Genomic DNA, 20,476 nt, shown 5'->3' on the forward strand with positions numbered 1-20,476 from the left:
TCCCACCCGATTGCCGTAATATAGCCATATATTATCGAAACAACGAATATTGGAGTTCGGCATGAAAAAAGTACTGGCTATATTTTCCAGCCTAAATGGCAACCAAGGTAATTCTTCAAAGCTTGCAAACGAGTACCTTTCAAAAATTGAGAATGACGGTTCTGTGCACATTAACCGCGTGGATGTTGCCTCTCTAGCACTGCCTCATTTAACAGGTGAAGAAATGCAAGCGTGGATGACTGAGGCGTCTGAGCGAAATGAATCACAACAGGCATTGGCAAAAGTCTCTGATGACATTGTTGAAGCAGTAAAAGCGGCTGACGAAATTGTGCTAGCCGTGCCAATGTACAACTTTGGCATCCCATCGAGCTTAAAAGCTTACTTCGACCGTATTGCAAGAGCTGGTATAACATTTAAGTATACCGAGACAGGTCCTGTCGGATTGCTAGAAAATAAATCAGCGACTGTTTTTGCCGCGCGTGGTGGTGTGTATGCAGGTTCAGACTTTGATACGCAAACGCCGTATTTAAAACACTTTTTAAATTTTGTTGGTATCAGTGACGTTAAATTCGTTTACGCTGAAGGACTTAACATGGGCGAAGAGCAAGCAAACAAGGCTTTTTCTGAAGCAAGCGAAAAAATTATTGAACTAACCAACAACTAAACACACTAAATTAATGCAGTTAGCTAAAACGTAGGAAGTATGTTTTCAGCTAAAAGTGTGTTCCAAGTTGAGTGTGCTTGATTGCCCCGCGTGTTACGCGGGGCTTTTTTATGCGCGGCTTTTAGTATCTCGTTTGGTGTGACCTATAAGCAGCGTTGATATTCGCGGTTTTATTCGCTTTTGAGGAGTGCCTCTATGTCAGCGATAAAAGCCGGATCAGTAGGCTTTGTTGAACTAGGGTAGTGGGTTATTTGCTTACCGGAGCTGTCAATAAGGTACTTATTAAAGTTCCATGATGGCGCTTTGCCGGTGGCGGTTTTTAGCATTCTATACATAGGATCGGCGTCTTCACCTTTTACCGATATCGGTTCAAACATCGGAAACTTTACGCCATAAGTCAATTCACACAGTTCTGCCGTTTTGCCTTCATCATTATCTTCTTGGTTAAAATCGTGCGACGGGAAGCCAAGTACTACAAAATCTTTGTCTTTGTAGTCACTATAAAGGGCTTCTAAACCTTCAAATTGTGGCGTGTAGCCGCAATAGCTGGCTGTGTTCACCACTAAAAGGGTCTTTCCGGCATATTCGTTACACAAATTCACTGTTTCTTGTGAGTTGAGCTTACGCTTCATGAACTTTAGTACGCTGGGGCACTCGCTCGCAAAGCTAGGAGTCGTGAAAAAGCTGAGCGCAAGCAACGCAGGTACAAAACCTTTCGCTTTCATAGTGTTTTACCTCATCAGTGAATTTTTGTTATTTTGTTCAGGCCGACAGACCAGTTTCACAACCATAAACGCAGATGGTTTACGTTTGGTTCACTATCTCAATCGATGAACGTTGGCGCATTGGTAACTGCTCTGCGTATAATGTTAACGTTTTTTACATAACAACGACTTAAAATAATGAAAAAATACTCTTCTTTACTCATCGCGGCTAGCGTTACTTTTGCGTTGGGCGGATGTGCAAGCACGACTAACGAACCATCTAGCCAAACAGCGTCTACATCGCTTCCTGCTGCCACTGTCCAGCAAACCGTTACACCAGATGTCGCGCCTCAGAACAGCGCTAAAAATGGTGAAATTACTTTAAAGCAAATAATGTCAGACCCTCAATGGATGGGCGCGCTACCCGAAGGTATGGGGTGGTCGGTCAATGGCGATAAAATTGTTTTTGAAAAAGAAAGACAGAATAGCGCGTTAACAGATGTTTATGTTGCTGAACTCTCAAACCCTGCAAATGCCGTAAAAGCACCGTTGTCAGATTTGCACAAGTATCGTTTTGACGAACGTGTAGTAAGAAATGATGGAGTAATTGCTTATTCATTTGAAGACAGTGTTTATGTGCAATTTACCAACGGTGAAACCGTGCGTATCGCGCGTGGCGGGAATGCGCTGTCAACGCTTTCATTTATGACTGATGGCCGCTTAATGGCGTTAAGCGGTAACAAATTTATTGCTATAGACCTATCTAACGGCACCCGCGAAGAATTATTGAGCTGGGAGTTTAGCGACGAGCCTAAAGCGGTTGAGCCGCCTAAAGATTATATTGCCGGGCAGCAGCAGTCGCTGGTGGAATACATCAAACTACAGCGCAAAAACAGGCAAGAAAAAGACGACGCGCATAAAGCGTTGGCCAAAGAAAACAGCAGTGTAGCACCTACGCCTTTTTACTTTGATAAGTCGCATCGACTAGCGGGTATTAGCGTATCACCTGCGGGTAACTTTGCAGTAGTCGCCACCACGGAAAGTAAGCCGACTCGTGATGACAGCGACATCATGCCGCATTATATCCAAGAAGACAGCCGCATTGCCGCGAAGCCGGTACGCCAACGTGTTGCAGATGCAGAATCGGTAAATCATGAACTGTGGCTGCTTAATTTGAAAACTGGCGAGAAGAGTGAACTTAAATACTTTAATTTGCCTGGCTACAATGACGACGTACTTGCTGACGTAAAAGCAGAAAACGCGAAGGCAAAAGGCGAGACCTATGAAGTTAATCGTTTGCCGCGCGACATTACCTTACTGCAAAGCTGGTATTGGACTAAGCCTTCGATTCGCTGGCACAAAAACGGTAACGCTGTTGCCGTTATGCTAGAAGCGTGGGACAACAAAGACCGCTGGATTGCAACGGTCGACCTAGAAAATAAAACGCTAGAAAACCAACATAGGCTTCATGACGATGCGTGGGTAAACTACCGTTTCAACGCGTTTGATTGGCTAAATGACAGCGAGACGCTTTACTATCAGTCTGAGCATACTGGTTACTCTCACTTATACGTTCAAAAGCCTGGCGAGAAGCCTGTCGCGCTAACCAGCGGCCGTTTTATTGTTGACGATTTAACGCTTTCTAGCGATGACAATTATATCTACTTTAAAGCTAACATGGAGCATCCGGGGCTTTACGAAGTTTATCGTGCAGATTTAAGTGACAATACCATCGATACCATGACTGATTTGAATGGTATGACAGACTACTCACTTAGCCCTGATGGTAAAAATTTGCTGCTAAGCCATAGCAAGGTGAATCAACCACAAGAGCTTTACGTTAAGCCAGCAAACGAAACAACAGCGGCAAAGCAAATCACGCAAAGCACCAGTGCAGATTTTAATGCACTTCCATGGGCGGTGCCTAACATCGTTGCTATTGAATCGACGCATACCGATGCACCTATTTACGCACGAGTATATTTACCGGAAAATTACGACAAGACGGCACCAAATAAAGCGGTAGTGTTTAATCACGGTGCAGGCTACTTGCAAAACGCCCACATGGGGTGGTCTGGTTACTTCCGAGAATACATGTTCCATAGCATGCTCGTGCAGCAAGGCTATGTCGTACTAGATATGGACTATCGCGCTAGTGCTGGCTACGGACGTGATTGGCGAACCGCTATTTATCGTCAAATGGGTACGCCTGAAGTGCAAGATTTGCGTGATGGTGTTAACTGGCTTGTTGAAAATGCAAATGTAGATCGTAAGCGTATTGGCACATACGGCGGTTCATACGGCGGCTTCTTAACCTTTATGTCTATGTTTACCGCGCCAGATCTGTTTGCGGCAGGTGCAGCACTTCGTCCGGTAACCGATTGGGCCCATTACAACACGCCATATACGGCAAACATACTGAATACGCCTGATATCGATCCCATCGCTTTTGAGCGTAGCTCGCCGATTTATTTTGCCGATGGACTAGAAAAGCCTTTGCTTATCAATGCGCCAATGGTTGATGACAACGTGTTTTTCCACGACACCGTGCGATTGGTACAGCGCCTTATCGAGCTTGAGAAAGAAGATTTTGAAACGGCCATTTATCCGGTAGAGCCACATGGCTTTGTGCAGCCAAGCTCTTGGCTTGATGAATACCGTCGTATATACAAGCTATTCGAAGAAAACTTATAGGCAAAACTGCGAGTGCAACCCAGTGATTAAGAGCCACTGAGTTGCTCACAGCGCGGTAGCTATTAAGGACGGAAAAAGCTTACAAAAAAGGCCCAAATTCAATGAATTCGGGCCTTTTTTAAATCTTCTTTTTTTGCTTCAGCACGTTAATCTGTTTTAACAAATCAAAATGCGCAAAAAGAGTGACGCTATATCGCTCTAGTTTCTATTTTCTTTTCGCCGTAATAAACATAAGTAAAAAGATTGCGATACCCGTAAGCGCACCAAATAAGTGGGCGTCTACGGCAACTTTGGCGTCAATCAGGTTTGCAACTTGTTCGCTACTACCGTCAATTTGTTCGTATCCCACCTTGATGGCTAGACCTATAAGCAATAACCAACCCGACTTCATTTTCTCTTTTATATCAACACAGGCGCCCCATGCGAAAATACCGTGTAATGCGCCAGACAACCCCGCGTACCATATTAGATCTGGAGAGAAGAAATAAAGCCCGACACTGGTTCCTAAGCAGCACCATACAAAAACTTTTAAGTACAAACCAATGCGATAATGTTCACCGTGTAGGGCCCACAATAGCGCCAGACCTGCTAAATTTAAAAGTAGGTGGTAGCCATTGGTATGCACGATATTGCCACTGACTATTCGCCAAGTTTCTAGACCTTGAATGGCGTACCTGTCGTAAGCCAAATAATTGCCAGACATAGGCTCGAAGAAAAACGCGACAACGGAGCATAGCGCAATAAATAAAGGACCAGCGCTATACTTAAGCGAAAACGGCAGTGACATCATCAGTGTTAGTTATTTTTGAATTTAGAATTTGCTGGCTATGATACAGAAATTGCCTACAGGGTGAAAACTGAAGTACGCCCAAAACAAAAAGACGACAGTAAAGGAGTAATTATGTCTTACATTATTACCGAAACAAATCAGCAATGCTTAACCATTACACTTAACCGAACCGATAAGAAAAATGCGTTAACACGCGACATGTATCAAGAAATGGCGAATGCCATATTAGGTGTTAAAAACGATGGCTCAACCAAAGTGGTGGTTATTAAAGGCGCGGGCGATTGTTTTACTGCAGGAAATGACATTGGAGACTTCGCACAGCAACAAGATCACGCTCAGGTGCCAGAAACAGCTGCCTTTATGCGAGCTTTGGCGGCATGTAATTTACCGGTTATTGCACAAGTTCACGGATTAGCAGTGGGCATAGGCACAACGCTTTTACTTCATTGCGATTTTGTTTACGCCACTCCAGATACCCGATTTGTTCTACCATTCATCAACTTAGGGCTTGTTCCTGAATATGCATCAAGTTATCTTTTGCCTAAGGTTGCGGGTCATATAAAGGCGGCAGAGTGGCTAATGCTGGGCGAACCCTTTACCTCTGCTGATGCTTATCAATTTGGTATTCTGACAAAAATTGTCGACGCTCACGAAATAGATCAAACGGTTCAAACTACGGTAGAGAAACTCGTCGCCAAGCCTTCATTTTCGCTTAAACAAACAAAAGCGCTATTAAAAGGTGACGGAGAGCGAACAAACCAACAAATGAACGAAGAGTTTGATATATTTTTAGAAGCGTTGGGCACAACCGCAGCTCAAGAAGCGTTTGATGCGTTTCTTAAAAAACGCCCAATAAACCCCGAAAAATTTAAATAAGAGGAAGTATTATTTTGAGACGCAGTGCTTTTTTCAGAGCTTCAGTGGTAACTCTTGCATTATCTAGCTGTTTTATTTTTGGTGCGAACGCGAAGCAAACACGTGAAGTCGGAGAACCAGAAGCGGCAACAGGCTACATAGAGAAAAAGGCATTTGAAGCCGAAGATTATATGGTTGTAGCGGCAAATCCCTATGCGTCTTGGGCGGGAAAGAATATTTTAGAAAAGGGCGGAAGTGCGATCGATGCAGCGGTAGCTGTGCAATCGATGCTTTCGCTGGTTGAACCACAATCGTCAGGTATTGGTGGTGGTGCGTTTATCCTTTATTGGGATAATAAGAACAAAGTACTTCACACCTTTGACGGCCGTGAAACAGCACCGAAAGCTGTCAATTCTCATTGGTTTATTGAAGGTAATAAACCAATGCGCTGGTTAGATGCCGTAGTAGGCGGTAAGTCAGTTGGCGTGCCTGGAGCAGTAAAAGCGCTAGAAATGGCTCAGGGCGAGTTCGGCAAGCTGCCTTGGAATACGCTGTTCGACGATACAATCAAAACAGCTGAAGACGGCTTTAAAGTATCGCCGCGTTTAGCCAAACTTGTTGCATTAGACTATCACCCTGGCCTGAAAACTTTTCCTGCAAGCTCTACTTACTTCTTCCCGGCAGGCCTGCCGTTAAAAGAAGGCACGGTAAAGAAAAATAAGAAGCTGGCTAAAACCTTAAGAGGTATTGCTGAAAAAGGCAGCGATTATTTACTGAAAGGCGAAGTTGCCGAAAAAATAGTGGAAGCGGTTAATAATGCGGAGATTAACCCTGGCCAAATGTCGTTGGAAGACTTAGCAAGCTACGAACCAGTAAAACGTGAACCCGTATGTGGCCTGTACCACGAAAAACGCATTTGCGGTATGGCACCACCTAGCTCAGGTGGCGTAAACGTTTATCAAATTCTAAAAATGTTAGAAGGTTTTAACCTTAGTCAATACGCACCGGATTCAGTAGAGTTTGCCAACCTATATACGCAAGCAAGTGCGCTTTCATATGCCGACCGCGAGAAGTTCATTGCGGATAGCGATTTTACTAACTTGCCGTTTGCGGCCATGATTAATACCGCTTATCTTCAGCGCCGAGCCGAGAGTATTGCTGTTGATAAAGAGTGGCGCCGCAAACGCGCGGGCAATCCCTACGCCGATGCGAATGTAGCACTTGGTACGTCAATGGAGCTGCCCAATACCTCACACGTTTCTATAGTAGACAAAGAGGGCAATGCAGTATCAATGACTACCAGCATTGAATTTATGTTTGGTTCTGGGATTATGGTAGAAGGCTTCCTGCTTAATAATCAGCTTACCGACTTTTCATTTTCGCCAACCAAAAACCGTTTTCCAGTACCAAATCGCGTAGAGCCTGGTAAGCGTCCTAGAAGTGCTATGAGCCCTACAATGGTGTTCGACAAAGAAGGGAATTTAGAGGTGGTTGTAGGCTCGCCGGGCGGCTCTAGAATTGTAAGCTACGTCGCTCAAACCCTAATTGGAGTTTTAGACTTTGGCTTTGATATTCAGCAAGCCATCAATCTTCCTAAAATTACTAATCGAAACGACTACACTGCGTTAGAGAAGGGCACACCAATAGCTGAGCTTGAAGAGCCGTTAAAGGCACTCGGCCATAACGTTAAAGTAGTGGATTTAAACAGCGGTCTTCATGGCATTCAGTTTAAATCAGGTAAATTAATTGGCGGCGCAGATCCTCGCAGAGAGGGCATTGCAGTAGGGCGCTAATATTACATTTGCCTAGTTAAAACTAGATGCAGCAATGTGCTGTTGGGTGAGTGAAAGCGGAAGGTTAGATATCTTCCGCTTTTTTGTTTGAGGCGGGCAGCAACACTCGAGAGAAGAGTTCTCTTTTATCGACTAGTTCGTGTAAGGCAATCAACCATCAAATATTAATGTAACCTTCAAGGTAAGACACCGCTTGACCAGAAATAAGCACGCGGTCACCTGCCACCACACATTTTAATGTGCCGCCTCGTTTAGATGCCTGATAAGCCATAAGTTTTGATCGTCCAAATACTTTTGCCCAATAAGGCGCTAGCCCAGTGTGGATTGAACCGGTAACCGGGTCTTCATCACCGCCGTTCGCAGGCCAAAAATAACGCGAAACAAAATCAAATTGCGTACCAGGCGCTGTCACTACCACATCATAAGGCGCTAGTGTTTTTAGTTGTTCGCTGTCTTGAATTACGCTTAAAACGTCGTCTTCGTTAGAATAAACAGCAAAGTAAGCTTGGTTATTCTTTAAAATGCTTTTGGGCTTGATAGAGAGCCCTTTTAGTAACGCTTCAGGCACTTCACCGACAGGGCTGGGCATTCTATTAGGGAAATCCATCTGAATAAATCCGTCGCTCTTTTTAACGACTTTCATCATCCCAACCGACTTGGCGAATAGAGAAATGTGCGGTAATTGGTAATTTTCGCTAAAGATTACGAACGCGGATGCCAGCGTTGCATGACCACAAAAATCGATTTCCGTCACAGGGGAAAACCAGCGTATAGCGAATACGCCATTATCATCTTCAACTAAAAAGGCGGTTTCTGAAAGGTTATTTTCAGCAGCGATTTCTTGCATTTTTTCATCGCTAAGCCATTTACCCGTTATAACTACTGCAGCAGGATTGCCCTTAAACCTTACATTGGTAAATGCATCAACAACGTTAATCTTAATTTTCATTCGAACGCGCTTTTTTTATGATCGTATTTAAGTCTGGTTTAATTGGCATTGCCTTAAATGGGCTAACGTTAGCGCCACCTGTATTTCCATGAGGTACTAGCCCAAATACAGTTTTTGTGGCAGCGCCCGCAATTCTGAAAAGTTGACCAAAAAACTCACCAATATTGCCTTGTTTCACTGCCCACAAAAGCATTTGAACGTGTACTTTAACGTGTAGCCTTGTAGAGGCTTGACCAAGAACGTGGGCATTTTCTAAGTGTGAAAAAGCACACTGTTGGCTGTTTTGGTTTTGCTTTCTATGAGCTAGCGCTAGTTCAGCTTCTACATAAGGGCGAATATTGCGCGTAAAGCCTTTTGCTTTGAACATGGTGTGAGCACCTTTATTGAGGTTGATTTAAACCAAGCTCTTTTTGCATTTTCTTGGTTAACCCTAACGATACTAGTTTATAAGATGCGCTTAAATAGTATTTTAACGCTTCATCTTCATCACTCTCGCAATTGTACTGTTGTATCCATTTCATTCCACGACTAGCGAGATAGGGCGCAGGCCTATAGCCAGGCTTTTCTTCCAGAAAATAATAGTTTTGCTCAGATGTTTTAAAGGTAAAAGCAGGGTGTCCGTCCTTGCTAATGCTCCCTATAGCAAAGACTTTACCACCTACTTTCCATACTTCTGAATTCCCCCACTGAACGACGTGAGTAGTGTGAGGGAGTGCTTTGCAATAGTGATTGAATTCATCAATGGTCATATGATTCTATTTATTGAAGAAGCTGACTAGTGGTTATTGTGATTAGTAAGCATCTTAATAAAGGTTTGGTTCATATCGCTACCCTCTTTTAAGAACTCGTAGTTAAGCAAGTGGTCTGCCCCTTGGTAGTTTATGTGCTTACACTTCTGTTTAGTGCGCGCATTCATTTTTTCACAAACTGTTTCAGCCATAGTAGGCGAGGGCCAAATTTCATCGTTTTCGCCAGTCATTAACACAACATCGGCGCTGATTTTCTGTACAGGAATATTAGATTTACCGTTGTCTGCTCGATTTTCTAAAGATTGCGTATAGAGATCTAGCAAACCATTAACTTCACCCGACGGGTTGAAAGGAACAAACGCTAAGTCTTGCCCGTCGTAAGTCCAGCTGGAACCAGGCACTTTACTCCAATCTTTCAAAATACCTGCCCAAACAACAGAGCTAGGCGCAATAGCAACCACATTTGAAATACTTGGTTCTTTTGACGCTAGAAGAAGTGACAGTTCAGCGCCTTTCGACCAGCCAACTACAACGATGTTGTCCGGCGTGGTTTCGGGCTGTGATTTTAACCACGACATAGCCTGAATTACATATTCAAGAGGTATTCTCTCTAACTCTGGTGGTAAGCCTTCTTCCTTAAAATAAGCTAAAGCTAGGGTAGGGAATCCCGCTTCGACGATTGTACTAGCGAGTTTTTCTGGCACGCCTCCCTCGGATCCTCCAAGCACTAAAACGCCAACTTTACGTTCTTGTGACGCTGAAGAGTAATACGTAGCAACAAAACCATCATCTTCTATTTTTAGTGAGCGCGTAGAGGCTTCACACGAGAAAGAGACTAGCAAGGAAAAGAAAAAATAGATAAGTAAGGTTTGTGTTTTCATTTTTTTACCCGTTTTTTTAACATGAAATTAAGGTTGAGTACTCAACTGAAATAGCGTGCTCAATTATTCAATGGTCTTATGATTTTGTATATCGTTGCATATTTCGCAATGGATCCGCTTTTTAAAATTGTAAATGCGGCGAGCTGCAAATATAGAAATAGATATAAAAGCCCATGTAACCCCGAATTCAAGAGAGTAGGAAAAAGACTGGCCTTTAAAGTATTGAACACTGGCAAAAATAGTGGCCAGCAAGGGAAATGCGACTAGGTATTGTAAAGTCCATTTTTTTATAGGCATTGTCGTTCCTTCGTAAATTTTCAAAATATAGATTTAGGCTATCACTAGTGTTCATCTACATATAAGCGTTGATAAAATGCGTGTCAATTTTAACCTTAAGATTGCTCATACATTTTAATAGGCATTCCATTTTCATTTCTGAGTATTCTTTTTGATTTTTTTCTTTCTAACTCAGCTTTCCATTCTGGCTTAATCACAAGATAGTAATAAACGATAAAGCCTAGCCATGATAATAAAAACGACATCAAGAACCAGATGACCTTGTTATTACCAGAAGCCTTTTTAGATATAAGTGCTAGAACCCAAGGTAGGATATTTATTGTGAAAAAAGAGATAGAAAGTACAAGTAAAAACGATAAGTTCATAAAATATCCTTTCTTATTAAACTATCTAATAGAGAACACGGCAGCCATCTAAGATGTGAAACTCGTGTGCGAAAATTAGAATCTACGTGTCGGGATCCGTGCTTACGTATTTCAACGGCCAGTTCGAGCTTCTTACTAGTGTGCCTTCTGACCTTGGAAACATCAATGATTCTCCAATTCAGGCTTGGGGTAACTACTTTTAAAACTAAATGCATCCTGAGATTCTCCATTTTCCCGAAGATGGTCTAATTTAGTGATAGCTTCCTGAAGGGTTGGAATATGACCCTTCGGTATCCACCAAAGCACATAAGATGCTTCGCTTAAGGGCAAAAACCACTCTTTTTTACGCTTAAGGAAATCAATGTGATGCGTCTTGAACATGAAGTTCTTAAGGGACTCTACGCTTTCCCAAACAGACATGTTAACAATGATATCTGGGTTATTTTCTACCTCTATATTAGTGGCATCGCCTGATTCGTCTTTCAAACGCCAGATAAATCCTGGACTTTGTTCAGCAATGGCGTTGATAGGGTCTAAGTTATTTACAAAGTCCGCCATTTCGGGGGACTCCAAGTTAAACCTGACTTTTCCAATATTCAATTGAGCGAGATGCATATTGTCTCCTTGACTTTTAACTTAGAGAACGCGTTTTATAAAGTTAATCTAGGTCTAGTACTTTGAAATGCCTGTCTTGGAATTAGTTTACGCATTTTCCAAATAACTTACTTTTGAATGGAGAAAACGGATAGTTAGCTCCAATTTTAAAACAGTTGCTTGAGCAGTCTGCTCAGATGCCTGTTCAGCACATTGGCACCCAAAGAATCGGTGTAAGCCATCTTTAAAAGAATAAATAGGTTAACTGGTTCTTTTGAAAGGGGCGCTCGATTCATTATTTACCTTGATGCATACCGCCTAGCTAAACTGGCGCAAAATAGCAGGCTAAAATTAGCGACGAAGGAGCGCAAGCTTGCTGTTTTTCGTCCCTTGGTTAAAGCGTTTGTTATGTTTAAAACACTCTTAATTGTAAGGTTCAAGCTTAACATCTAACTCAGGCACACCAGTTAGAATTGGGGTTAATCGCCAACCATTTCTCAGATTATCGTAAGCCTCAGGGAAAAATAGAACACCAGACATTTTAATCGCTTTATTGGATATAAAACGTTTTAATTTTTTAAAGACATCTTTAGAGCGCTGAGTTTCACAAAAGCCATCAATCGTACTTTGTAAAATTGTACTTCCCTCAACCTTATCTAAACCACTACCCTAGGTGGTTTACCATGAAAGTCCAAGTACAGTTTTTTGAGATTATCTGGGACGAGAGGCCAGCCACGTTCAATACCTTCTTTGGTACCTTTCCAGAATAAGTGCTCTGTATAATATACATCTATGTACTCGAATTCTGCTTCGGTTGCAGTATCTAGTTTCTCGCTCATGTAATGCAACTGCTCAAGTGCTTCTTCTAAGTCGCCTTGGTTTAACAAAATAGTCGTCAAATTTGCAAACTCTCCCATTAGAAATGTAAGCGCCCAACTCTCATGTTTTTCCATAAGAGGCACAACGTCAGGAAACTTAGTGCGGATCTCTTTTAAGAATCGTCTTATTTCTGATTTAGCCATTGATTTCTCAGAAGCTTCTAACATTAAGCTAAGAGGCGCATATGCGCTGAGCATAATGGCGAAGCGGCCCCGCATATATGCCTTCTAGTGACCAACGGGAACGGCTTTATTTGTTTGTTACATCGCAAGACCTCTGAACCTCCCTAAGACCTTTTTATCGGGTATTTGACAATGCTTTGTACCACCGAAAAGCTTAATACGGTTGCGGGCAAAAATTCTGTAGAAGAAGTCTCTAAAAGAACTCGGCAAGATTTTAGTTACACCGAATAAAAACCAAAATCCGGTTAAGTCTTTTGCGATTTCTAGTGCAGCGTCAGACCAAAGAAAAACGTTTCCGTTCTTAACCAGCATAAAAGTATCAACACCTACAGTATCAACTTTGTAACGTTTGATAACTTCTTGAGCGTATTCTGATTGCATTGGTGAGAATATAAAACGTTCACTTTTGTCGCGCTTCAAAATAAAGGCAACTGCTCCATTACAGAAGTTACACACCCCATCGTAAATAACTAAGTCCTTGTCTTCCATCGAACTATCCCGCGATATAACGCTAAGCTTTGGGGCAGTGACGTAGCTAAATATTTACGAAGTGTCGCTGCGTTACTGTCCCAGTGGGCTTTAGCCTACGACTTGATTTTTTTGTTATACATAAAATGTTGAGAAAAGGGTAGTGGCGCCAATAGAAACTATTACGGTAACAATTAATGCAACAATCGCTTTAGATAGAAGAATCGTTCCGTGCTTTAGGCCATAAAATTTATAGGCGTACACCGGAACACCAATGAAGCCTATTAATGCACAAAACAAGGGATACATTCTGAGCTGTGTATGCCCATTCTCTCTACCGTGTTGTTTGGACCAAATGAAGAGGCAAATTGCTACGAAAATCGTATGAATGTGGTAGGTGAAGAGCTCGATACCGCGAGTAATTAAAAGGTATTCGTCCACTAATGAAGAAAGGATAAATGAAACAAAAATTATAAAAATTGTCTTGTGTGATGATTTCATAGTTTATGTACAACTTTTAAATATGGGGCACAAACATGCTGGCTATAATGGCGAAGCCGCCTGCCTGTTTGTGTCCCAGCCCGCCTGCGGGCGACATAATTTTTTTGTTATGTGCGTAGCCACTTACAGCGTTATTTCGCATTGAGTTTCCCGATTTCCTCTTGTGAAATTGCCCAAATGTGAACCCGCTCTAATTTCACTTTGCTGAGGGTAACCGCGATGATAAACGCAACAGGGGTAAGAATATATGCTAGCGGGGTGAGGCCCAACATATAGCAGCCGAAGATATGAAGTAATGCACCAATAGCGCCTACAGGAAGCCTATACTTCAAACTATACATTTGCCCGGTGAATCGAGCAAACAATCCAATTGATGCGGGCGGGACAGCAAGCATAATGATAATCGCTGCCCCCATTTGTGAAATGAAAAGATAAAAAACAAATCCGACAAATGCTCCGATGATTGCTCCAAAGAGTCCTTGCATCGGTTTTTGCTTTGCGTTCAATTCTTGTAACGCAGTTATCATTTCTTCATCGGTGAATCTCATAAAACTTCCTTATTTTCAAATTGACGCAAGCACATAACCTTTAAATAAGGGGCGATAGCACGTAGGGCATAATAGCGAAGCGGCCCTGCGTGTTAGCGTCCCAACGAGCGACAGCGAGTGACTTTATTTGTTTGTTATGCGCCATCTTTGTTCTTACAAATGAGCGTTTTACCACCATAAAATGACGTGTAATGAATCTCAAAATAGATTTGATGATAGAATCCTGATAGCTCTTGTTTATTTTCCTCTGAAAAATTATTGCACTGTAAACTCAAAATAGTTTCTTTGCTCCCAGGCAAATACGATGAGCCAACTACAGGCATATGGAATAAATAATGATATTTATTTGAAAGTTGAGAAAACATCTCAGGATATGGGTCTCTACTTGGGTTTTCGTATCTTCGACCATTAAATACAATAATGACCTTCTTCACGACCGCGGGGCCTAGTCCTACTGATTGAAGTTTTATGAATAAGCCATTTAAGTTACTTACATTGAAGTGTAGTAATGGTTGTACTGATAATTTGTTATGCCTTCGAGCCAGCCAGCCTTGCCACACAGCGACAACTAAGGCCGAAAGTGCCACAAAAGAAGAACCCAAAGCTATGACATCCGAATTTTCCAAACTAACCTCCATGGCGCATAACGTCTCAAGCAGAGGCGCGCGTTGTTTGCGCGTCCTGCTGACTTGATTTGTTAGGGCTCGCGATTACAGTTTCTGATATGTGTTTAGCGATAACATCTGAGTCTTTTACGCCAGCATAATGCAAAGATAAGTGTAACTTTAAAGAGTCTTGAGCGTCTGAGTTTACTATGTCATCACATAATTTTCTGGATTCAAGATGAAGTCTATCGCTACGCAACTTGTCAAAGAAATCTCCCATAGATTTTTGTGCATTTTTCGACTGCACAAAGAACAGACTGGCAACAGCTTCCATAATTGTGCCGGCCACAAATTGAGCTATTGTGGTTCCACTGCTTTCGGAAGTGTAGAAAAAAGCAGCCACCACTATAGCTACGAAACCTAATGAAGCGAATACTAGAGAAAACCAGAAAGCTATTTTGGATTGAGATAAAATTTGAGAATAGTAATTTGTTAATTGTTCAACTTCGAATGGAATATCATCTTTGCCTGTAACCGTCTGTTCTATGGCTGTTCTAATTCTTTGAGATTCTGGAGAGTTTGACGCAATCTCAAGCCCACCAACTCTGACTTTAGTCAAAACACCTGACCGAAAAGCCCCTATTAATGAAAAAATAGAAAACACGACTGTAATAGCAGTAATTCCAATCGTTGCTAGCTCTAATATTACTGATTTATCCATATCTACTCCGAATCCTAAAGAGCCCTAACGCCCGCATTTGCGGATGGTTTGGAGCGAAGCGGAAAGCCAGTCCGACAACATGCGCTTGTTAGCTGCCTAGTTTCCATTTCGTAAAACAACATTTTTGTATTCGGAGCACCGTATTTCGCTTTTCCCCCCAAAGTATCGAAATTCATTATCAGAATCGAAAAACAATGAGTAGGCATTGAAATTTGTTTCGAGATCTTCTTTTACGCCTAATGGAGATAAAAAAGCCTTATTAAAATCTTCAAATTTTCCATATTTGTTAAAATGCATGACTTCCATTGATTTCCCTTTAACCAAATTTGCAGACCCACTAAATACCTCGCAATCATCTTGGCTAATCCCACAATATATTTTTGCATGGAAATCGTTTGCCTGCTTGAGCTCTGATAATAAATCTGATCCAAGATCAAATTCACTTAACCTATCATATGATTCTTTATTTTCTTTTGAATAAGCTTTCTTAAAATTAGAAAATTGACCATACCTTAGTACAACCTTTGACTTTTTATGGTCCAATCGATTTATTAACTCAAGCCAAACATTCATCAGCTCGGCGGATTTCAACCATTGATGACCGATAAACGGGGTTATGATATAAACCTTATCAAACAGGAGCGTCCATCTCGGTATTAACTTGTAAAGCCATGAAACAGAATTATCTTTTGAGTAAACACCTGGTGAAATTATTTCATTAATTTTGCGAGAACCGGTTATATTGCAAATCGAAAAATCTTCAATTTCGACATTAAAAGATTCAACATACTTTTTGAAGAAGAAGCTTTTGCATTGATTTCCGCAGGTGCATTCTACGGAAAGCTTTACTATGATGTATTCCGGCCCTTGCCCGCGTCCATTCTTCAGCGACCAATTCACATAGTTGTAATGTTCATTATTGAAACGGTCAAAATGATTCTTGAATGTATTTAGGGATAACAGCTCAAGATTTTTACTGCACTTATTGCAAACATAAAGTGGATAATCATCATAAGTGTAATTAACATAATGTTGATTTAGTTTTTCGTCACCTTGTACTTTGGTCGAGGAAAACAACAGATCTTTATATAAGTCTTTTTTTGTTTCGCAATCAGTATCGAAATAGTAGTCAACTTTTTCGGCCCCGCCATTAAACTCTGCAAACTCAGGATTAATAACATTAACACCGAAGTCTTTATTGCAATCAGAACATTTTCCGATAATTACTCCGATCTCGTCGAATGCGGGTATGATAATTCCGTTTTCCAAAGAGCAAGACTTTGTAAATACTTCCGAAGTAGTTATAACTCTAGAACAGTTAGGACATTTTGTATTGTTTTGTGTCACCTGCTCATTTGATTCTATAAGAGAGCATTTGTTTCTTCTTAAAAAATCTGGAGGGAGGGATATTTTTCCATTTTCATCAATCATGATGTAATACTCGATGTGGCCTCTGCAGCTAACGCTAAGCTAACGGGCACAAACATGCGGCGCGAAAATGGCGAAGCCGCCGCGTGTTTGTGTCCCAGTGACCAAAGGGAGCGAGTTAAGCGCCTTGTTATGCCGCGTTTTTTGCATGTTTTACACTGTTGATAAAGTTGTCCGGTGAGTTTACACCTAAATACACGTCCGTTTTTCCGTTTATAGGCGAACAGAGTTTTATTGCAACATTTGGAACACCAGAATAGTTGAATCGTTTGACGTTGCTTGAGCGTTTCACAAACGCATTGTTTGGGCATATTTCTGAAACATTGCTCAGTGGAATTGTAAAGGGCGCATATACCCCGTAACGAATGATTAAATTATTCCCATGAATTGAAACAGGCCGCTTGCCGACGGCTTTGTATTCTGCAAAGAAAAATACTAACCCAAACAAAGTAAGTCCCGTTGCAATGTTTGCTGCGGTACTTGACCATAAAAAGTGAAGGAGCAGATGAGCGAGAGGAATTTCGATAACGATAAGTAGAATAAAACCTAAAAGGTTGCTGTGAGCGCCATCCTTTTTATCGTAGTAAAAATGCTGATTGCCGCGATAAGCGCTACTTTGTATTTGGGACGCAAAAAGTGCAAAGCTCCAAACGCGTCCTTCGAGTGAAAGGATTGAGCTGAACAAAGAGGAGCCAAAAACTTTTTCGATAGGATTAGCGACCGCTAAATCTGGATCTTCTTTTTTCGCAAGCGAAGCGCGAACGGCTAAACATACTGTAACCAGTGCTGAAAGCTCTAAAACAAGAATAATGGCCAACACAAAATAACGACCACTTTCGAGAAAATGGAAAATAACTTTGTTTTGTTCGGGAATGCTAAAGCTTCCAATGTATACAGAGGTGCAACATAAAATGGCCGCTTTCAGTAACGCTTTTTGTTTATCTGATTCGCAAAGGAAGCACAAGATTGGAAGCACCAAGAGAGCGTCAAGCATAAACAGCCACTCATGTTTCGCGTTTCCGTATTCGTTGAGAGCGTTTGATGATGCGTAATAATACCCCCACCAAATCGATATAAGGGTTAAAAACGCTAGTGGGATTTTGCTTTTAATACTCGGTTTCATAACATCCTTTGAGCGGCATAACGGCCCGCATAACGAGCAAAAATACGTAGGCTATAATACCGAGCGAAGCGAAGGGAGCCTACGTGTTTTTGTCCCAGCGAGCTTGCGAGCGAGTTCATGCGATTGTTAGGTGCGTGTTTAAACAAACCTTGAATTAACCTTTTCTGATTGCAGCCTTAGCGTGGCATCCTTTGCGATTTTAGAATAAGTCAATGCATGGCCTTTGTCACTTTGCGACAAATATATCTCTGAGATTTCCGTAGCAACTGATTCAATGTATTCAAGTAATTCGTACTTTTGTGCTAACTCAAGAGCCACAAAATACGCAGTTAACTGCTCTCCACTGTCAATGGTGAAGTCAGCCAAAGTTTCCCACTGAAACGGATGATCCAAAGTTGAGTTTTTGTGTGTTTCGCAGATGCCTCTTAGCTTATTGTGCGCTTCCCAGTAAACTTTTTTAGAAGGCTCGCTGGTCATAGTCAAAGCGAGTTCTAGTATTTGCTCATAGAAAGGTGGTTTGAATTTCATTGAAGCACCTAACTTTTAAATAAGGGGCGCAGACGCGTGGGCTAGAATGCGAAGCAGCCCACGTGTATGTGTCCCAACGAACGAAGTGAGTGACTTAATTTTTTTGTTATGTGCACTCACTAAGAACAACCTTGATTTACAAGGCGCTGAACTAATTTTGATGTTTGCTCTGCCTCTTGAACAAATTGTTGATGACTCTTTCCGAGGAACATACCGTCGATGGTTAGCTGATACCCACCGATTAAATTCTTAGAGTGAAAACTCAAACTAGTGCTATTTTCCAAATATGTGAATTCTAAAGATGAGTCTAAAGCAGTAACAGGCTGAAACGGTTGATACTCATTGATTGTGTTAATTAGGCACGACGCTTCAATCGGAATTTCGAAGTTCACTCCATAGCCGATTTTATTGTCGATGCTGGAGCATCCGTTTAGTAATAATAAAACTGACAGTATTTGAATTTTCATGTGCACATAACTTCCAAATATGGGGCGCAAACACGTGTGCAATAATGGCGAAGCCGCGCACGTGTTTGCGTCCCAGCGAGCGGCAGCGAGTGACATAATTTGTTTGTTATGTGGCACTTACTCGCACCTACTTCCTTTGTCTCTAACCACATAAGTAGCAAACTTATCAGATTCACTACCTGCGATAAGCTCATGTTCGAACCGACCATCCATTACATCAAACCAAAAGCATCTAATTTGTTTGTTTGGGTGATTAACCGAAATATCTTCGATCTTTTCATGAATTTCAGGGTCATCTAATAGTAGCTCGCCAAACAAAAAAGAAGCTTGAGCTTTATAAGTGTTGGGAGTTTCAGCATTAAGCAATTCCAAAACAACAGATTTGTAGCGGTGTTTATTACGAATAAATAACTCTGTTGCCCCATCGTCCATACCAGAACCTAAAGAGTACATCTTGTGGAGCAAGAAAACTTGAGCCTGGTTACTAAAGGCAATAATCGCAATCAAAGCTGACGTTAAAACTACAATTCCAATAAATATTTTCACTTAATCTTCCATGCCACATAACATTAAGCTAAGCGGCGCAGTTGCGTGGGGCATAATGGCGAAGCCGCCCCGCGTAAATGCGTCCGAGCGACCGAAGGGAGTGGTCTTTAGCGCTTTGTTATAAGCAGAGCCAGTTCCTTTGGTCTTTTTAAAAACTAATGAAGCCAGCATACGATTGATTGTTAACACAAACAAGCAAAACGACTGTGCAGTAATGTTTTTGATTTGATTGAAGCTAGCCGCCATCTGAGCTACCAAGTGTAATGGCGCTTACTTGCTGAAAATAAGCACTTGGTGATAAAGCGCCTATTACACCACCTTTGAGTTATGAGCGGCGGATTTAAACCTACCACAAGCTAGGGCGATGCTAATGAAAATAGGTGAGGGTAGTTGCGCTGAGGTTTTTATAGAGCCAAACACAGTTTAGGCTGACGCCTTATAACTTTTCAATAACGGGCGCAGGCACGTAGGGCATAATGGCGAAGCCGCCCTGCGTGTATGCGTCCCAGCGAACGAAGTGAGCGAGTTTATTGAGTTGTTAGCCATACTGCTTATAAATCCTAGAATAGTCTCTTTTGGCATTTACCAAAATGAACTAGCGGCTTACTATCTTCGAAAGAAAGTGATTGAGTAATTTCTCCGCTAAAGCGATTTATAGTTATGTTACGTGTGACATTTTTTCCTTGAATTTTAAATGACGTAGAGCCATTCAATTCTGTGCTGGTTAAATCGCCAAAATAAATTTCGTTTTCACTTGTTGTAAACGCGATGACGTCTCCATTTGTTGACGGAACATTAATTAATAAATCTCCGGTCGTCTCAATATAGTTATCATCGATATCCAGTGAACCGTGCCACACACATTTTAAAGAAAACTCATTTTCTCTTGACCAACTAAGTGCGGAAAAAACAACGAAAAGAAAACAGCATAATCTGCGCATAACTATCCTTGTATGGCTAACTTTTCAATAACGGGCGCAGACATGTGGGGCATAATGGTGAAGCCGCCCCACGTGTTTGCGTCCCAGCGAACGAAGTGAGTGAGTTTATTGAGTTGTTATGCACCTAAACCACCGTATATGAGAGTGTAACTGGTGAGCCAATAGAAAAAGAAGCTTTAGTGATAATATTTGGCAGATCAATGA

Annotated in this window: 24 protein-coding genes; 4 read left to right on the top strand and 20 right to left on the bottom strand. The window is 41.7% G+C overall.

The genetic code is table 11. The features are described 5' to 3' along the window. Positions 1–61: 61 nt before the first annotated feature. Positions 62–664: an NAD(P)H-dependent oxidoreductase gene (locus MHN00_RS17675; RefSeq protein ID WP_014949716.1), complete on the top strand. Its 603-nt coding sequence runs from the start codon at positions 62–64 to the stop codon at positions 662–664. Between the two features lie 170 nt (positions 665–834). Here the strand turns inward: MHN00_RS17675 and MHN00_RS17680 are convergent, their stop codons facing one another. After that, positions 835–1,389 (bottom strand): glutathione peroxidase, encoded by a 555-nt coding sequence (locus tag MHN00_RS17680; RefSeq protein ID WP_014949715.1) that lies wholly within the window; start codon positions 1,387–1,389, stop codon positions 835–837. 177 nt (positions 1,390–1,566) lie between these two features. Between MHN00_RS17680 and MHN00_RS17685 the strand changes: the two genes are divergently transcribed. Beyond that, positions 1,567–4,062 carry a prolyl oligopeptidase family serine peptidase gene (locus MHN00_RS17685; protein WP_239301969.1) on the top strand — a complete coding sequence of 832 codons (2,496 nt, stop codon included), beginning with the start codon at positions 1,567–1,569 and terminating at the stop codon, positions 4,060–4,062. A gap of 205 nt (positions 4,063–4,267) precedes the next feature. Here MHN00_RS17685 and rrtA read toward each other — a convergent pair whose 3' ends face one another. Continuing rightward, entirely contained in the window at positions 4,268–4,852 is a 585-nt protein-coding gene (gene rrtA / locus MHN00_RS17690) for a rhombosortase (protein ID WP_014949713.1), read from the bottom strand. A gap of 111 nt (positions 4,853–4,963) precedes the next feature. On the opposite strand from rrtA, the gene MHN00_RS17695 reads away from it, so the two are divergent. Together MHN00_RS17695 and ggt are read left to right on the top strand one after the other, a co-directional pair. After that, positions 4,964–5,728: an enoyl-CoA hydratase gene (locus MHN00_RS17695; protein WP_230598867.1), complete on the top strand. Its 765-nt coding sequence runs from the start codon at positions 4,964–4,966 to the stop codon at positions 5,726–5,728. 14 nt (positions 5,729–5,742) lie between these two features. Continuing rightward, on the top strand, positions 5,743–7,500 hold the full coding sequence (ggt, locus tag MHN00_RS17700) for a gamma-glutamyltransferase (protein WP_239301970.1): 1,758 nt from the start codon (positions 5,743–5,745) through the stop codon (positions 7,498–7,500). Between the two features lie 157 nt (positions 7,501–7,657). Here ggt and MHN00_RS17705 read toward each other — a convergent pair whose 3' ends face one another. The 18 genes from MHN00_RS17705 to MHN00_RS17790 all read right to left on the bottom strand — a co-directional run bounded on the left by MHN00_RS17705 (position 7,658) and on the right by MHN00_RS17790 (position 20,272). Then, a complete protein-coding gene (locus MHN00_RS17705; protein WP_239301971.1) occupies positions 7,658–8,449 on the bottom strand; it encodes a PhzF family phenazine biosynthesis protein in 792 nt (263 codons plus the stop codon). Then, positions 8,439–8,816: a DUF3703 domain-containing protein gene (locus tag MHN00_RS17710; RefSeq protein ID WP_014949709.1), complete on the bottom strand. Its 378-nt coding sequence runs from the start codon at positions 8,814–8,816 to the stop codon at positions 8,439–8,441. Before MHN00_RS17710 ends, MHN00_RS17705 begins: the two co-directional genes overlap by 11 nt. A 13-nt stretch (positions 8,817–8,829) precedes the next feature. After that, the gene (locus MHN00_RS17715) at positions 8,830–9,198 is read right to left on the bottom strand and encodes an MmcQ/YjbR family DNA-binding protein (RefSeq protein ID WP_014949708.1); all 369 of its coding nucleotides are present in this window, start codon (positions 9,196–9,198) and stop codon (positions 8,830–8,832) included. Positions 9,199–9,224: 26 nt separating this feature from the next. Further along, the gene (locus tag MHN00_RS17720; RefSeq protein WP_239301972.1) at positions 9,225–10,079 is read right to left on the bottom strand and encodes an acyl-CoA thioester hydrolase/BAAT C-terminal domain-containing protein; all 855 of its coding nucleotides are present in this window, start codon (positions 10,077–10,079) and stop codon (positions 9,225–9,227) included. A 392-nt stretch (positions 10,080–10,471) separates the two neighbouring features. After that, positions 10,472–10,741: a hypothetical protein gene (locus tag MHN00_RS17725; RefSeq protein ID WP_239301973.1), complete on the bottom strand. Its 270-nt coding sequence runs from the start codon at positions 10,739–10,741 to the stop codon at positions 10,472–10,474. Between the two features lie 162 nt (positions 10,742–10,903). Then, a complete protein-coding gene (locus MHN00_RS17730; RefSeq protein WP_014949704.1) occupies positions 10,904–11,356 on the bottom strand; it encodes a DUF3291 domain-containing protein in 453 nt (150 codons plus the stop codon). Positions 11,357–11,991: 635 nt separating this feature from the next. Continuing rightward, positions 11,992–12,357, bottom strand: coding sequence for a hypothetical protein (locus tag MHN00_RS17735; RefSeq protein WP_168463726.1), 366 nt, complete (start codon positions 12,355–12,357; stop codon positions 11,992–11,994). A gap of 117 nt (positions 12,358–12,474) precedes the next feature. Further along, complete coding sequence (locus tag MHN00_RS17740) at positions 12,475–12,885, bottom strand: DCC1-like thiol-disulfide oxidoreductase family protein (RefSeq protein ID WP_239301974.1); 411 nt, start codon at positions 12,883–12,885, stop codon at positions 12,475–12,477. A gap of 611 nt (positions 12,886–13,496) precedes the next feature. After that, positions 13,497–13,913 carry a hypothetical protein gene (locus MHN00_RS17745; protein ID WP_061485970.1) on the bottom strand — a complete coding sequence of 139 codons (417 nt, stop codon included), beginning with the start codon at positions 13,911–13,913 and terminating at the stop codon, positions 13,497–13,499. Positions 13,914–14,047: 134 nt separating this feature from the next. Next, the gene (locus MHN00_RS17750; protein ID WP_158297392.1) at positions 14,048–14,539 is read right to left on the bottom strand and encodes a hypothetical protein; all 492 of its coding nucleotides are present in this window, start codon (positions 14,537–14,539) and stop codon (positions 14,048–14,050) included. A 25-nt stretch (positions 14,540–14,564) separates the two neighbouring features. Next, on the bottom strand, positions 14,565–15,239 hold the full coding sequence (locus MHN00_RS17755) for a hypothetical protein (protein ID WP_175578028.1): 675 nt from the start codon (positions 15,237–15,239) through the stop codon (positions 14,565–14,567). A gap of 96 nt (positions 15,240–15,335) precedes the next feature. Continuing rightward, complete coding sequence (locus MHN00_RS17760) at positions 15,336–16,670, bottom strand: hypothetical protein (protein ID WP_239301976.1); 1,335 nt, start codon at positions 16,668–16,670, stop codon at positions 15,336–15,338. A 127-nt stretch (positions 16,671–16,797) separates the two neighbouring features. Further along, complete coding sequence (locus MHN00_RS17765) at positions 16,798–17,484, bottom strand: hypothetical protein (RefSeq protein ID WP_239301978.1); 687 nt, start codon at positions 17,482–17,484, stop codon at positions 16,798–16,800. A gap of 444 nt (positions 17,485–17,928) precedes the next feature. After that, positions 17,929–18,318 (bottom strand): hypothetical protein, encoded by a 390-nt coding sequence (locus MHN00_RS17770; RefSeq protein WP_239301979.1) that lies wholly within the window; start codon positions 18,316–18,318, stop codon positions 17,929–17,931. Between the two features lie 119 nt (positions 18,319–18,437). Then, the gene (locus tag MHN00_RS17775) at positions 18,438–18,785 is read right to left on the bottom strand and encodes a hypothetical protein (RefSeq protein WP_239301980.1); all 348 of its coding nucleotides are present in this window, start codon (positions 18,783–18,785) and stop codon (positions 18,438–18,440) included. 117 nt (positions 18,786–18,902) lie between these two features. Beyond that, the gene (locus tag MHN00_RS17780) at positions 18,903–19,331 is read right to left on the bottom strand and encodes a hypothetical protein (RefSeq protein ID WP_014976703.1); all 429 of its coding nucleotides are present in this window, start codon (positions 19,329–19,331) and stop codon (positions 18,903–18,905) included. Continuing rightward, positions 19,332–19,577 carry a hypothetical protein gene (locus MHN00_RS17785; protein ID WP_239301981.1) on the bottom strand — a complete coding sequence of 82 codons (246 nt, stop codon included), beginning with the start codon at positions 19,575–19,577 and terminating at the stop codon, positions 19,332–19,334. Between the two features lie 314 nt (positions 19,578–19,891). Then, positions 19,892–20,272 (bottom strand): hypothetical protein, encoded by a 381-nt coding sequence (locus MHN00_RS17790; RefSeq protein WP_239301982.1) that lies wholly within the window; start codon positions 20,270–20,272, stop codon positions 19,892–19,894. Between the last annotated feature and the right edge of the window lie 204 nt (positions 20,273–20,476).

The sequence above is a fragment of the Alteromonas sp. Cnat2-8 genome (genome assembly GCF_022348355.1).
Lineage (GTDB): Bacteria > Pseudomonadota > Gammaproteobacteria > Enterobacterales > Alteromonadaceae > Alteromonas > Alteromonas macleodii.

What these genes read in the sequence shown, in the direction of transcription:
- MHN00_RS17675 (WP_014949716.1), top strand. Translation starts at nt 62, where the DNA reads ATGAAAAAAGTACTGGCTATATTTTCCAGCCTAAATGGCAACCAAGGT.
- MHN00_RS17680 (WP_014949715.1), bottom strand. Translation starts at nt 1,389, where the DNA reads ATGAAAGCGAAAGGTTTTGTACCTGCGTTGCTTGCGCTCAGCTTTTTC.
- MHN00_RS17685 (WP_239301969.1), top strand. Translation starts at nt 1,567, where the DNA reads ATGAAAAAATACTCTTCTTTACTCATCGCGGCTAGCGTTACTTTTGCG.
- rrtA (WP_014949713.1), bottom strand. Translation starts at nt 4,852, where the DNA reads ATGATGTCACTGCCGTTTTCGCTTAAGTATAGCGCTGGTCCTTTATTT.
- MHN00_RS17695 (WP_230598867.1), top strand. Translation starts at nt 4,964, where the DNA reads ATGTCTTACATTATTACCGAAACAAATCAGCAATGCTTAACCATTACA.
- MHN00_RS17705 (WP_239301971.1), bottom strand. Translation starts at nt 8,449, where the DNA reads ATGAAAATTAAGATTAACGTTGTTGATGCATTTACCAATGTAAGGTTT.
- MHN00_RS17710 (WP_014949709.1), bottom strand. Translation starts at nt 8,816, where the DNA reads ATGTTCAAAGCAAAAGGCTTTACGCGCAATATTCGCCCTTATGTAGAA.
- MHN00_RS17715 (WP_014949708.1), bottom strand. Translation starts at nt 9,198, where the DNA reads ATGACCATTGATGAATTCAATCACTATTGCAAAGCACTCCCTCACACT.
- MHN00_RS17720 (WP_239301972.1), bottom strand. Translation starts at nt 10,079, where the DNA reads ATGAAAACACAAACCTTACTTATCTATTTTTTCTTTTCCTTGCTAGTC.
- MHN00_RS17725 (WP_239301973.1), bottom strand. Translation starts at nt 10,741, where the DNA reads ATGAACTTATCGTTTTTACTTGTACTTTCTATCTCTTTTTTCACAATA.
- MHN00_RS17730 (WP_014949704.1), bottom strand. Translation starts at nt 11,356, where the DNA reads ATGCATCTCGCTCAATTGAATATTGGAAAAGTCAGGTTTAACTTGGAG.
- MHN00_RS17735 (WP_168463726.1), bottom strand. Translation starts at nt 12,357, where the DNA reads ATGGCTAAATCAGAAATAAGACGATTCTTAAAAGAGATCCGCACTAAG.
- MHN00_RS17740 (WP_239301974.1), bottom strand. Translation starts at nt 12,885, where the DNA reads ATGGAAGACAAGGACTTAGTTATTTACGATGGGGTGTGTAACTTCTGT.
- MHN00_RS17745 (WP_061485970.1), bottom strand. Translation starts at nt 13,913, where the DNA reads ATGAGATTCACCGATGAAGAAATGATAACTGCGTTACAAGAATTGAAC.
- MHN00_RS17755 (WP_175578028.1), bottom strand. Translation starts at nt 15,239, where the DNA reads ATGGATAAATCAGTAATATTAGAGCTAGCAACGATTGGAATTACTGCT.
- MHN00_RS17760 (WP_239301976.1), bottom strand. Translation starts at nt 16,670, where the DNA reads ATGATTGATGAAAATGGAAAAATATCCCTCCCTCCAGATTTTTTAAGA.
- MHN00_RS17770 (WP_239301979.1), bottom strand. Translation starts at nt 18,318, where the DNA reads ATGAAATTCAAACCACCTTTCTATGAGCAAATACTAGAACTCGCTTTG.
- MHN00_RS17775 (WP_239301980.1), bottom strand. Translation starts at nt 18,785, where the DNA reads ATGAAAATTCAAATACTGTCAGTTTTATTATTACTAAACGGATGCTCC.
- MHN00_RS17785 (WP_239301981.1), bottom strand. Translation starts at nt 19,577, where the DNA reads ATGGCGGCTAGCTTCAATCAAATCAAAAACATTACTGCACAGTCGTTT.
- MHN00_RS17790 (WP_239301982.1), bottom strand. Translation starts at nt 20,272, where the DNA reads ATGCGCAGATTATGCTGTTTTCTTTTCGTTGTTTTTTCCGCACTTAGT.